General features: G+C 71.5%; 10 protein-coding genes. 5 read left to right on the top strand and 5 right to left on the bottom strand.

Annotated elements, in window-relative coordinates:
- Positions 1-3 precede the first annotated feature (3 nt).
- The 3 genes from HEP81_RS30265 to HEP81_RS30255 are packed head-to-tail and all read right to left on the bottom strand — an operon-like array spanning position 4 to position 3,085.
- Positions 4-597: a TetR/AcrR family transcriptional regulator gene (locus HEP81_RS30265; RefSeq protein ID WP_037661921.1), complete on the bottom strand. Its 594-nt coding sequence runs from the start codon at positions 595-597 to the stop codon at positions 4-6.
- Between the two features lie 44 nt (positions 598-641).
- Positions 642-2,315 (bottom strand): class I adenylate-forming enzyme family protein, encoded by a 1,674-nt coding sequence (locus HEP81_RS30260; RefSeq protein WP_037661919.1) that lies wholly within the window; start codon positions 2,313-2,315, stop codon positions 642-644.
- Entirely contained in the window at positions 2,312-3,085 is a 774-nt protein-coding gene (locus tag HEP81_RS30255) for an SDR family oxidoreductase (RefSeq protein ID WP_106980052.1), read from the bottom strand. Before HEP81_RS30255 ends, HEP81_RS30260 begins: the two co-directional genes overlap by 4 nt.
- A gap of 123 nt (positions 3,086-3,208) precedes the next feature.
- On the opposite strand from HEP81_RS30255, the gene HEP81_RS30250 reads away from it, so the two are divergent.
- Both HEP81_RS30250 and HEP81_RS30245 read left to right on the top strand, forming a co-directional pair.
- Positions 3,209-4,468, top strand: a complete 1,260-nt coding sequence (locus HEP81_RS30250) for an exo-beta-N-acetylmuramidase NamZ family protein (protein ID WP_037661917.1) — start codon at positions 3,209-3,211, stop codon at positions 4,466-4,468.
- Between the two features lie 87 nt (positions 4,469-4,555).
- The gene (locus HEP81_RS30245) at positions 4,556-5,848 is read left to right on the top strand and encodes a lipase family protein (protein WP_037661914.1); all 1,293 of its coding nucleotides are present in this window, start codon (positions 4,556-4,558) and stop codon (positions 5,846-5,848) included.
- Between the two features lie 34 nt (positions 5,849-5,882).
- Here HEP81_RS30245 and HEP81_RS30240 read toward each other — a convergent pair whose 3' ends face one another.
- The gene (locus HEP81_RS30240; RefSeq protein WP_037661912.1) at positions 5,883-8,684 is read right to left on the bottom strand and encodes a penicillin acylase family protein; all 2,802 of its coding nucleotides are present in this window, start codon (positions 8,682-8,684) and stop codon (positions 5,883-5,885) included.
- Positions 8,685-8,904: 220 nt separating this feature from the next.
- Between HEP81_RS30240 and HEP81_RS30235 the strand changes: the two genes are divergently transcribed.
- The 3 genes from HEP81_RS30235 to HEP81_RS30225 all read left to right on the top strand — a co-directional run bounded on the left by HEP81_RS30235 (position 8,905) and on the right by HEP81_RS30225 (position 11,519).
- On the top strand, positions 8,905-9,507 hold the full coding sequence (locus HEP81_RS30235; protein ID WP_037661904.1) for a hypothetical protein: 603 nt from the start codon (positions 8,905-8,907) through the stop codon (positions 9,505-9,507).
- A 120-nt stretch (positions 9,508-9,627) separates the two neighbouring features.
- Positions 9,628-10,356 carry a 3-keto-5-aminohexanoate cleavage protein gene (locus HEP81_RS30230; RefSeq protein WP_037661903.1) on the top strand — a complete coding sequence of 243 codons (729 nt, stop codon included), beginning with the start codon at positions 9,628-9,630 and terminating at the stop codon, positions 10,354-10,356.
- A 98-nt stretch (positions 10,357-10,454) separates the two neighbouring features.
- Positions 10,455-11,519 carry an RNA ligase (ATP) gene (locus HEP81_RS30225; protein ID WP_037661901.1) on the top strand — a complete coding sequence of 355 codons (1,065 nt, stop codon included), beginning with the start codon at positions 10,455-10,457 and terminating at the stop codon, positions 11,517-11,519.
- A gap of 45 nt (positions 11,520-11,564) precedes the next feature.
- On the opposite strand, the gene soxR is transcribed toward HEP81_RS30225, so the two are convergent.
- On the bottom strand, positions 11,565-12,023 hold the full coding sequence (gene soxR, locus HEP81_RS30220; RefSeq protein ID WP_037661899.1) for a redox-sensitive transcriptional activator SoxR: 459 nt from the start codon (positions 12,021-12,023) through the stop codon (positions 11,565-11,567).
- Between the last annotated feature and the right edge of the window lie 48 nt (positions 12,024-12,071).

Below are 12,071 nucleotides of genomic sequence, written 5' to 3'. Positions count from 1 at the left end.
TGCTCAGGGACGCAGCGCGCGCAGCAGCAGGTCCGCGAGGTGGTCGGCCACCTGCTGGGGGCTCAGCGGTCCGTCCGGGCGGTACCAGGTGGACAGATGGTGGACGGAGCCGAAGTGGTAGTCCACCACCAGGTCGGCCGGGGTCGCGGTGGAGAAGACACCGGACTTCTGGCCCTCCTCGATCAGCGCGCGGAACCGCTCGTGGTAGCGGCGCCGTTCGGCCCGTACCTGCTTGTGCTTCTCCGGGCTCAGCTGGTGCATGGAGCGGAAGAAGATCGAGGCGTCGTCCAGGTTCTCGATGGTCGACACCACGACGTCCGCCGCCGCTTCCCGCAGCCGGGTCTCCACGGGCGCGTCCATGCCGGCGAAGTGGTCGAGCCGCTCCTGCTGGACGCGGAGCATGCGCGCGTACACCTCGTGCAGCAGATCGTCCTTGGAGCCGAAGTAGTGGTACAGCGCCCCCTTGGTGACGCCGGCCGCCTCCACGATCTCCTGTACCGAGGTCCGGTCGTAGCCCTGCTCGGCGAAGAGCCGGGTGGCGGCGGCCAGCAGCCGCTGCGGAACAGGTGCTCCGTCGCCGTCCGTCGTCCTGGGCACTGCCGCCACCTGCCTTCCGTGATGTCGCTCGTTCTGAGATGCCGCTAGTTGTGACGTTTGCCGTCGCCGCGGGAGCGAAGCTCCCGCCGGAGGATCTTCCCACTCGACGTCTTGGGCAACTCGGGCAGGATCTCCACCTGGCGCGGATATTTGTAGGCGGCCAGTCTCTCCTTGCAGTACGCCGCGAGTTCATCCGGGTCCGCCTCGGCGCCCGGCCGCAGGCTGATGTACGCCTTGACGGTCTCCCCGCGATAGCCGTCCGGGATACCGACGACGGCCGCCTCGCGCACCGCCGGATGGGCGTACAGGACGTCCTCGACCTCGCGCGGCCACACCTTGAACCCGGACGCGTTGATCATGTCCTTCTTGCGGTCCACGACGTAGAGCCAGCCCTGGGGGTCCATGAACCCGATGTCGCCGGTGCGCAGCTCGCCCCCGGGGAAGGTCTCGGCGGTGGCGTCCGGGCGGCGCCAGTAGCCGGGGATCACCTGGGGCCCGCGCACCGCGATCTCGCCCTGCTCGCCGAACGGCACGTCCGCGCCGCTCTCGTCCACGATCCGCACCAGCGTGTCCGGTCCCGGCAGGCCGACCGCGAGCGTCCCGGAGACCGGGTCGACCGGCGCCTCCAGACCGGAGGGCACGGAGGCGCAGGGCGCGGTGCACTCGGTGAGCCCGTACCCGTTGCGGATGTACGCCCCGAACCGCGCCCGGAAGCCTTCCACCAGCGCGGGCGGCAGCGGGGCGCCGCCGGAGGCGAGGTGCACGAAGGAGGAGAAGTGCTCCGGGCCCGCCCCGGGGTGGGCGCCGAGCGCCATGAAGGCGGTGGCGGGGCCGACCGTGAACACCGGGCGGTGCTCGGCGAACGCCTCCAGGACCACGCCCGGTTCGAACCGGTAGGCGAGCACCAGGGTGCCCGCGCTGTTCAGACAGGCGCCGAACTGGCAGACCATGCCGGTGATGTGGAACAGCGGCGCGAGCGCGAAGTAGACCGGCCCCTCGGGCAGCGGGAGCCCGGTGCGCTGGCGTTCCACGGTGTACATGATGTTGCCGTGGGTGTTGGTGGCGCCCTTGGGGGTGCCGCTGGTCCCCGAGGTGTAGCTGATCAGCGCGATGTCGCCGGGTCCCGGGTCCCGCCCCTCGGGCACCCGTCCGCCCTGCCGGGCCACGGCCACCAGGTCCTCGGCGTCGGGGGCCGCCGGCAGCCGCTCGAAGGCCAGCACCCGCTGGTCGTCGCGGGTCTGGAAGTCCAGCTCGCACCCGGTGAGCACGATCCGCACCGGCGAGTCCGCCGCCGTCTGCCGCAGGTACGCCTCCCACGCCCGGTCGGAGCAGATCAGCGCGGTGGCCTCGGAGTCCCGCAGCACATGGCCGACCTCGGCCGACTTGTACATCGGGTTGACCGGTACCACGGTCGCGCCCGCCTTCCAGGCGCCGAGCACGGCGAGCACGAAGTGCGGGGAGTTCTGGAGGAGTACGGCCACCCGGTCGCCGCGCTCCAGTCCGCGCGCGGCGAGATGTCCGGCGATCGAGTCGCTCAGCTCGTCCACCTCGCGGTAGCTCAGGCGGGCGTCGAAGTAGGCGAGGAAGGTGCGCTCGGGCGCCTTCGCGGCGGCGGCGCGCAGGGCGTGCACCAGCGAGTCGGCCGGGGCGACGGGGACCCGCTGGGCCTCGTTCAGCAGGGCCAGCCAGGGCTTGGCCGCGTACGGGGAGTCGCTCACGAGACCTCCTCCACCTTCTGCTGGAGGTGGTTCATGCCGGCCAGCCAGCGCTCGGGGTCCGCCGCGCGCACCTGGTAGCGGGCGCCGGTCTCCGGGTGCGGCAGGATCAGGAAGCGGTCCTCCTCGACGCCCTTGAAGAGCGCGTCGGCCACGTCCTGCGGCTCGATCGCGGTCGGCACCAGCACCACCTCGCCCGCGGTGCCGGTGGCCGCGAGCATGTCGGTGCGCACGCCCTCCGGGCAGATCGCGTGCACCTTCAGACCGCGGTGGCGGTACGTCAGGGACAGCCACTCGGCGAACGCGTAGGCGCCGTGCTTGGTGACGCTGTAGGAGGGGGCGCCGACCATGGTGAGCAGTCCGGCGGCGGACACGGTGGTGACGAACCGGCCGCTGCCCCGCTCCAGCCAGTGCGGCAGCAGGGTGTGGGCCGCGCGGACATGGGCCATCACATTGACGTCCCAGGCCAGCGCCCAGGACCGCTCGTCCAGCGGCCCGGCGATGTCGCCGTCGGAGAAGCCGACCCCGGCGTTGGCGCAGTACACGTCGATGGTCCCGCCGAGCGCGTCCCGGGCCTCCTCGACGATCGCGGAGGCGTCCCCGGGCACGGCGGTCCCGCCGATCTCCTCGGCCACCGCCTTCGCCTTTCGCCCGTCCAGGTCGTTCACCACGACCCGGGCCCCGGCCCCGGCGAACCTGCGGGCCAGCGCGGCCCCGATCCCCCCACCGGCCCCGGTGACGACGACTCCCGCATCCTGCATGGCTTCCACCATCGGTCTCCTTCGACACGACGCGACTCGGCTCAGCGCGGCCAGACTAACCGGTCGGTATGTGTGAAGGAAGGGCCATCGCACCAACCTCTAGAGGCCCGCACCTTCCGCACCAACGGAGGTCCCATGCAGCTGTCCCGAAGAAACCTCCTGGCCACGGCCACCCTGGCCGCCGTACCGGCCGCCTCCCCCGGGGAGTCCGCGTCCCCCGGCGTGGCCGCGTCCCCCCGGCACCGCGAGTCCTTCCGCACCGGCTTCGAGCGGCTCGCGGCCGACGGCTACCGGCTCCTCCACGGCCAGAAGGTCGGCATCGTCACCAACCCCACCGGCATCACCCGCGACGCCCGGCACATCGTCGACGCGATGCACGCGAGCCCCCTCGTCAGGCTGACGGCGGTCTTCGGCCCTGAGCACGGCTTCCGCGGCACCGCGCAGGCCGGCGGTTCCGAGGGCCGCTACGACGACCCGGAGACGGGCCTGCCGGTCTACGACACGTATCTCAAGAGCGGTCAGCCGCTGGCCGATGTCTTCACCGCCTCCGGCGTCGACACGATCGTCTTCGACATCCAGGACGTCGGTGCCCGCTTCTACACGTACATCTGGACGCTGTACGACTGCATGGAGGCCGCCCGGCTCGCGGGGAAACGGTTCGTCGTGCTCGACCGCCCGAACCCGGTCACCGGCCGCGAGGCCCAAGGTCCGGTGCTGCACAAGGAGTTCGCCACGTTCGTCGGCCGGCAGCCGATCGCGCAGGCCCACGGGATGACCGTCGCGGAGCTGGCCCGGCTGTTCGACAAGGAGTTCCTCGGCGGGTCCGTCCCCCTGGAGACCGTGCTGATGACGGGCTGGCGGCGCACGGACTTCTACGACGCCTCGGCGCTGCCCTGGGTGCCGCCGAGCCCCAACATGCCCACCCCGGACACGGCGTTGGTGTATTCGGGCACCTGCATGTTCGAGGGCACGAACCTCTCCGAGGGCCGCGGCACCACCCGGCCGTTCGAACTCCTCGGCGCCGAGGGCATCGACGGCCGCTGGGCGGCGGCCGCGAACGCGCTGGGGCTGCCCGGGGTGCGGTTCCGGGAGGCGTACTTCGCGCCCACGTTCTCCAAGTTCGAGGGGAAGACGGCCGGCGGGGTGCAGATCCATGTGACGGACCGGGCGGCCTACGACCCGGTGCGTACCGGGATCGCCCTGCTGGTGACCGCGCGCGAGGTCTGGGACGGCTTCGCCTGGCGGTCGGACGACTGGATCGACAAGCTCACCGGTTCGGACCGGGTGCGCACGATGATCGACGCGGGCGCGGACACCGACGAGGTGACGGGCGCCTGGCGGCAGGAGCTGGCCGCGTTCCGGCGGATCCGAGAGGAGTACCTGCTGTACAGGTGAGACACGCGAACCGGTTTCAACTCCACTGCGTCGCGGGACAATTACACCGAGTAACGTGTCGTTCTCCGCGGGGCGAGGGAGCCTGACATGGCGGATTCCGGGATGAGCGTGTCTCCCTACTGGGAGCTGACCTTCGACGCGAGCGGGGACGTCGACCCGCCCGAACGCGATCACCTGCTGGCCCAGGTCACGGAACAGGGCGTCCGTGACCTGGTCGTCTTCGCACACGGCTGGAACGAGGACCGTTCGGCCGCGACCGCCCTGTACCGCCGCTTCTTCGCCCCGTTCCCGGGACTCGCGCCCAGGGCGCACCTCGGATATGTCGGGGTGGTCTGGCCGTCGATGCGGTTCAGCGACGAACCGATCCCCGACTTCCCGAGGTCGGTGGTGGCGACGGACGCGGCGCCCGGACCGGCGCTGGACCAGGACACCCGGCGCAGGCTGCTCATCGCCTTCCCGGGCCGGGCGGACGTCATCGACCAGGTGGCCCGGCTGCTCGACGAACGGCCGGACGGGGACGCGGGGTTGACGGAGTTCGGGCGGCTGGTGCGGCTGCTGGCGGACGGGGCGGGGAGCACGGCGGCCGACACCGACGAGGACGGCGAGCCGGCCGTGTTCACCGAGGAAACCGCCACCGCCTGCGCCGAGTTCGCCGGTGCGCTGGCCGCGGTCGCGGCGCCGGGCGGCACCGAGGGATTCAGTCTGCCCAACCCCTGGGAGGGCGCGAAGGAGCTGCTGCGGCAGGCGGCGTACTACCAGATGAAGGGGCGGGCCGGGACCATCGGCGAGCATGGACTCGGGCCGCTGCTGGGGAAGTTGGCGGCCAAGGCGCCGGGGGTGCGGGTGCATCTGGTGGGGCACAGCTTCGGCGGCCGCCTGGTGGCGTTCGCGCTGCGCGGGCTGCCCGGTCAGGCGCGCCCGGTGAAGTCCCTGACGCTGCTCGAAGGGGCCTTCTCGCACTATGTGTTCGCGGACCGGCTGCCCGACGACCCGCACAAGTCGGGGGCGCTGAAGGATCAGCAGCGGCGGATCGACGGTCCGCTGGTGTGCTGCCACTCGCACTTCGACGCGGCGCTCGGCACCTTCTATCCGCTGGCCTCGCGGCTCGCGGGGGACGACCGGTCCTGCCTGGGCAACGAGATCGCGGCCGTGCTGGGCCCCCGGTGGGGCGCGCTGGGCCATGACGGGGTACAGGCGGTACCGGGCACGGCGCGACTGGATCTGGCCGGCGCACTGGCGGGCCGGCTGCCCGCGTCGGGGTGTGTGAACGTGGACGCGGCCGCGGTGGTCCGCCGGGGCGGTCCGCCGGCCGGGGCGCACAGCGACATCCTGCATCCCGAACTGGCCCGGGTGGTGCTGGCGGCGGGCCGGATCGCCTGACCCGCCGCCAGTCACCGCTCGCTCGGTCCCGGGGTCACCGGTGCGAGGTGTACTCCACGACCTGCTGGAAGGTCGGCCGGTTCTGCCAGCTGATGTTGCCGTGCTTGATGCCGCCCAGCGTGCGCTGGACGATCGAGTCGGCGCACCACTGGTCACCGGCGGAGCAGACGGAGTCGCCCGGGTAGACCTGGGCCGCGGTCATCCCGGCGGCCTGCTTGAGGGTGCTGATCAGGGCGTCCCGGCAGGCGCCCAGGTCCCCGTTGCCGCAGTACTTCGCGGCGAGGGGGCCCTGCACGTTCTGCCCGAGCACCGACCGGATGTCCTTGTCGACATAGCTCCACCAGCCGTACTGGAAGGAGCTTCCGGCGTGCGAGCCGGTCGGTCCGTGTCCGGCGGAGGGGGCCTCGTCGATGGCCAGGTTGCTGGTGAGCGCGTTGTACAGATCGCTGCCGAGGCCGGGCTGGAACTCGGCCTTGACCAGCAGCGGCCACCAGGCGTCCAGGATGCGGATCGCGTCGGCGTTGGCGTACGTCTTGGAGCCGGCGCTGGTCTCGGTGCGCTGGGCGCCCGCGGTCACCCATGCCTGGAGCTTGTTCACCGCGTCGGCGGCCGTGGAGTCGGTCACCGGCGAGGAGTCGATCACCTGGAGCAGCTCGGGCAGCACGTCCTCGGCGCGCAGATCGCTGACGCTCGCGGACGCCATGGCCTGCACCAGCTGGGCGCGGGTCACTCCACCGGCCGCGACCAGCTTCTTCACCCGGTCGTCCAGCAGATTGGCGCGGTGCACGGAGCCGTCGCCCCAAGAGGCCGTGGTGTAGTCCTTGGCCTGCTTGTTGTTCCAGGAGACGTAGTAGTCCTGGTCTACGGAGTTGGGGTGGGCGGAGGACGCGGTGTAGTCGGCCGTGTTGGTGTCCGGGTTCCAGTTCTTCCACTCGTAGGCGGGCTGCGCCCACACCGGGAACTCTGTGTCGACGCCGTCCGCGCGGACCGGATTGTCACCGCTGTTGTAGTAGGCGGTGTGCTGGGAGTCGGCGTAGAACCAGTTGAAGGTGTAGTTGATGTGCTGCGCCGCGCTCTGGAAGTCCTGGGGACCCTTGATGTAGCCGGGGTCGTTCAGCATCTGGAAGCCGATGATCGAGTCGACCTCGTGCAGATACGAGGAGCGCAGGCTGGTGTAGGCGACCTTCTTGCCGCCGACGGTCGCCCGGTACTCCACCGGACCGTACTTGGTGCGCCAGACCCGCATGGTGTACGACCCGGCGGCGGTGCCGTCGGCCAGCGTGGGCGACCAGGAGTTCTTCTGCTCGACCTTGTCCATGGCGGTGCAGGTGCCGTGGTACAGGTAGTGGTAGTCGTCCTGGCACAGCTCGACGGCGTAGGTGTCGATGATGTCCTGGCCGGAGGTGGTCGCGCTCCAGGAGTAGTCCTGGCCGCGGCCGAGTTCGACGTACATGCTCAGGCCCGCGAAGGAGGCGCCGCGGGCGCTGATGCCCGGGCCCTGGATCTCCTGGAGCATGAGCAGCTGCGGCGCGAAGTAACCGGTCTGCGGTCCGAAGACGGCGATCGGATGGCCGCTCGCGGTGTATTTGCCGCTCACCACCAGGGCGTTGGACATCCCCCGGTGGGCGGAGCTGAGGTCCGTCTTCGCGGCCGTGGTGGAGGCGCTCTTGGCGGCGGTGGTGGCCGCGCTGCCGGTGCGGTCGTAGACCAGCGGCTCCTGGGTCACCGAGCCGGCGTCGGGCAGCGCCTGCCCCTTGGCGGTGGCGGGCTTGGCGCCGTACGGGAAGCTCTGGCCGCCGTGCACGGTGAGGACGGCCTCGGGGTCGTTGCGCTCGCGGAAGGACTCCCAGACCTTGGTGCCCTGCTCGACCCCGTACTTGTCCTGCGCGGCCATCAGGGAGAGGGCGTTGTTCACCTCTCCCCCGCCGCCGGAGCCGAACAGGGAGCCGATGACGGAGGCCAGCGCCACCAGGTCGGTGATCTTGAAGTGGTCGATGGTGCCGGCGTTGGTGATCGCGTCCTTGTGGCCGGTCAGGTCGTACTCACCGGGGAAGTAACGACCGCTGTCGGAGGCGTCGATGTAGGAGTTGATGCCGTCCAGGTAGGCGTCGGCGTCGGAGAGGGCCTGCTGGCCGCGGGCGCCGTTGTTCGCCACGGCGCGGTCGATCTGCGCTTGGAGGTCCGCCTCGGTGTAGGGCGCGTTGCGGTAGAACTCCTGCTCCAGGCCCTGGTTGGCGGCGGCGCCGCCCGCGAAGGAGGTCAGCTGGCCCCGGCCGACGTGCCGGAAGACGTCCATCAGCCAGAGCCGGTCCTCGGCCGCGGCGTACCCGGCGCCGAACTCGGTGCCGTAGCGGGTGGTGCCGGTGATGTGGGGGACGCCGGTCTTCTTGTCGCGCACGATCGTCACATCGCTGCGCCCGTTCGGCTTCTCGGTCGAGGCGACCTGGTCGGACGGGACGCCGAACGAGGCGTCGTTGAAGAAGTTGTTGATGGTCGTGTCGCTCAGGCCCTTGTAGCCCGTGGCCAGGTTGGCGTACGGGCCGAGCTGGTCCTCGGCGTGCCCGGGCTGGGTGCCGAAGGTCTGGTTGAGGAGGATCTGCGCGAGGGTGGCGTTGCCGTTCTCGCCGGGCGGCAGGATGTCCGAACACTGGCCGCCGCAGTAGTCGTTCGCGGCGGCCGCGGGGGACGCGGAGGTGGCCGCTGCGGCGGCGCTCTGGGTAATGGGGGAGACAAGTCCGGCTATCAGAACGCATACCGACGCCGTCTTCAGGAACCCGGGGAGTCGGCGGAACGTTCTCACTCTGTCAAGGGCGGTCCGTGGGGTGCGCCGTGGCATGGCAGCTCCTAGCGACTGGGGTGCGCGAACGTTACCGCCGGTATCCCCGAAGTTGAAGATGAACATGCGTCAACTTTTTGAGTTTGCGGGAAGGCCGAGCAGAACAAGCGCGAGAAGAGATGGAGCCGAAGCGCCTGTCGACACGTCTATCAGGCGACGTCCGTACGACGACGCCGAAGTGGCCGCGGAGCAGGTGCAGGTGTGACGGAGGTGCAGGGCGATGGCCGGTTTCCGGAGTCTGGCGAGACAGGTACGCGATCCGGGCTGCGATCTGGCGCTGCGGCGCTATTCGCTGCGCAAGTGCCTTGAGAAGTTCGCCCCTTACGGGCATCGGGCGACATGGGACCATCTGTGCGCGCGGGCCGGGTTCGGTCCCGAGGACCGCTCCCCCGACCCGGCGCGGCTCGTGGCCGCACTGGAGGAGCTGGAGGAGGCCCGCTCCGTCTGGCTCCGCTACGAGAGCGAGTTCACCGAGCGCCGCCGCCGCGAGAAGCACGACGGGCTGCGCCGGCCGGGCAGTGTGGACGACTGGCACCGGCTGACCTGGGGCGGCTTCGGGGTCGCCTGGTGCGACGATCCGCGGGTGCATCCTTCCGATCCGCTGGCCGAGGTGCTGCGCCGGCTGATCGACGCGCTGGAGCGGGAGCCGGGGGCGAGCTGCCCGGTCTGCGGCGCCGACCGGCTCGTATGGAAGTACGGCCTCGACCATGAGCCGTCCTCGGGACCGGTGTGCGGCGACTGCGGGATACTCGTCCCGCGCCCGGTGCTCTCCTCGCAGGCGCTGGCGTACGCCAGGCGGGGGCGGCTGCTGATGCCGGCCTGACCGGGCCGGCGAGGACCTCGGCAGGGGAATGTCCGGGGGCCGCGCAGGGGATGCCGCGCCCCCATGCTCCACCGATCTCGCTCCGCTGACCTCACCGGCGGAGACTGGCACCATCGAAGCATGGTGCAGGCATGTCTGAACGGAAGCCGTACCGCCGAGCACGGCGCGGCCGTCCCGATGTCACCGAAGGACCTGGCGCGCTCCGCCGCGGACGCCGTCGCCGCCGGGGCCACGGAGATCCATGTCCACCCCAAGTGCCCCTGCGGGCACGACAGCCTCTCCCCCCGCGTCCTCACCCCGGTCCTCGAAGCGCTGCGCGAGCGGGTCGCGGTGCCGATCGGGGTGACCACCGGCGCCTGGGCCGAACCCGACCCCGCCGCCCGGCTCGCCCGGGTGCGCTCCTGGTCCCCGCTGCCCGACTTCGCCTCGGTCAACTGGCATGAACCGGGCGCGGAGGAGCTGGCCGCCCTGCTGCTGGAGCGGGGCGTGGCCGTCGAGGCGGGCATCTGGTCCGGCACGGACGGCGCGGCCCGCTTCACCGTCTCCGCCCTCGGCCCCCGGGTCCTGCGCGTCCTGGCGGAGGTCATGGACCCGGACCCGGCCACGGCGGAGACCTCGGCCCGCGCTCTGCTGGCCGCCCTGGGTAAGGCGCACGGCCGCCCGCTCCTCCTGCACGGCGAGGAGGGCGGCACCTGGCCCGTCCTCCGCCTCGCCGCCCGGCTCGGCCTGGCGACCCGGATCGGCCTGGAGGACACCCTGCTGCTGCCGGACGGCGAACGGGTCGCGTCCAACGCCCGGTTGGTGACGGAGGGCCTGCTCCAGTACGGCTCGGCCCGGCGCGCGCCGTAGGCCGACGGGACAGTAGCAGGCGGGAATTGGCTCGTTCCACGGGTTTGGTGTCCGCGACAGTGGCGGGAGTCGAAAGCCGTGAGGAACGGGGGATCTCCATGTCCACGCTGCGGGTGACCGCCGAGGTGCTGACCGTCCATGAGCACCCGAACGCCGACGCGCTGGAGCTGGCGCAGGTGGGGCTTTACCGGGCCGTGGTGGCCAAGGGGGCGTTCCGCAGTGGGGAGGTGGCGCTGTACATCCCCGAACAGGCCGTGCTGCCCGATGAGTTGATCGAGGAGCTGGGGCTGACCGGGCGGCTCGCGGGGTCGGCCGCGAACCGGGTCAGGGCGGTACGGCTGCGCGGCGAACTGTCTCAGGGCCTCGTGTGCCGGCCGAAGGCGCTCGACGGCGTCGATCTCGCCGCCGCGGCCGCCCTGGGCACGGACTTCGCGGAGCGGCTCGGCATCACCAAATGGGTGCCGCCGATCCCGCCCACCATGAACGGTGAGGTGGAGCCGGCGTCCGAGCTGCTGCCCTGGGTCGACATCGAGAACATCCAGCGCCATCCGGACATCTTCACCCCCGGCGAGCCGGTGGTGCTCACCGAGAAGCTGCACGGCTCGGCCTGCCTGCTGACGTATGTCGCCGACGAGGGGCGGGTGTACGTCTCCTCCAAGGGCTTCGGCGCCAGGTCGCTCGCGCTCAAGGAGGACCCCCGCAATCTGTACTGGCGCGCCGTGCACGCCCACGGCGTCCCCGAGGCCGCCGCCCGCCTCGCGGAACGGCTCGGGGCCCGGCGGATCGGCGTCTTCGGCGAGGTGTACGGCGCGGGTGTGCAGGATCTGACGTACGGCGCGGACGGCCGCCGCGAGACCCTCGGGTACGCGGTGTTCGACGTCTCGGCGGAGATCGGGGGCACCGTGCGCTGGCTGGACACCGCCGTACTGGACGGCGAACTGCCGGTGGTGCCCCGGCTGTACGAGGGGCCGTACGACATCGACCGGGTGCTCTCGGTCGCGAGCGGCCGGGAGACGGTCTCCGGTCGTGAGCTGCATCTGCGCGAGGGCGTGGTGATACGGCCGGCCGGCGAGCGGTACAGCCCGGTGACCGGCGGCCGCGCGATCGCGAAGGCGGTGAGTCCGGCGTATCTGACCCGCAAGGGCGGCACGGAGTACGAGTGACCGGGTCCGGGTCCGGGTCCGGACCCGGACCGCTGAGCCCTGGGTTCAGTGGCCCTCCGCCATCAGCCGCGACCCCGCCCGCCGCTCTCCGAACTTGTCGTCCGGGTTGGACAGCACACAGGTGTCCAGCGACAGGCAGCCGCAGCCGATGCAGTCGGTCAGGTGGTCACGCAGCCGGTTGAGCTGCGTGATCCGCTCGTCCAGCTCCGCGCGCCACGCCTCCGAGAGCCGCGCCCAGTCCTCCCGCGTCGGGGTGCGCTCCTCCGGCAGCTCGGCCAGCGCGGAGCGGATCGTGGCCAGGGGGATGCCGACACGCTGCGCCGCGCGGATGAACGCCACCCGGCGCAGCGTGTCCCGGCTGAACCGGCGCTGGTTGCCCCCGGTGCGGCGGCTGGTGATCAGGCCCTTGGCCTCGTAGAAGTGCAGCGCGGACACGGCGGCACCGCTGCGCGCGGCCAGCTGGCCGACGGTCAGCTCATGGATCTTCTCGGGAATCTGCGGCACCCCTCAGAGCCTAGTGTCCTGAGTCCTTGATCCATCGTTGGTCAGGAC

The sequence above is a fragment of the Streptomyces griseofuscus genome (genome assembly GCF_014673495.1).
Lineage (GTDB): Bacteria > Actinomycetota > Actinomycetes > Streptomycetales > Streptomycetaceae > Streptomyces > Streptomyces murinus.
Note: the sequence above shows the minus strand (reverse complement) of the source record. Positions and strands in the feature narration are given on the sequence as shown.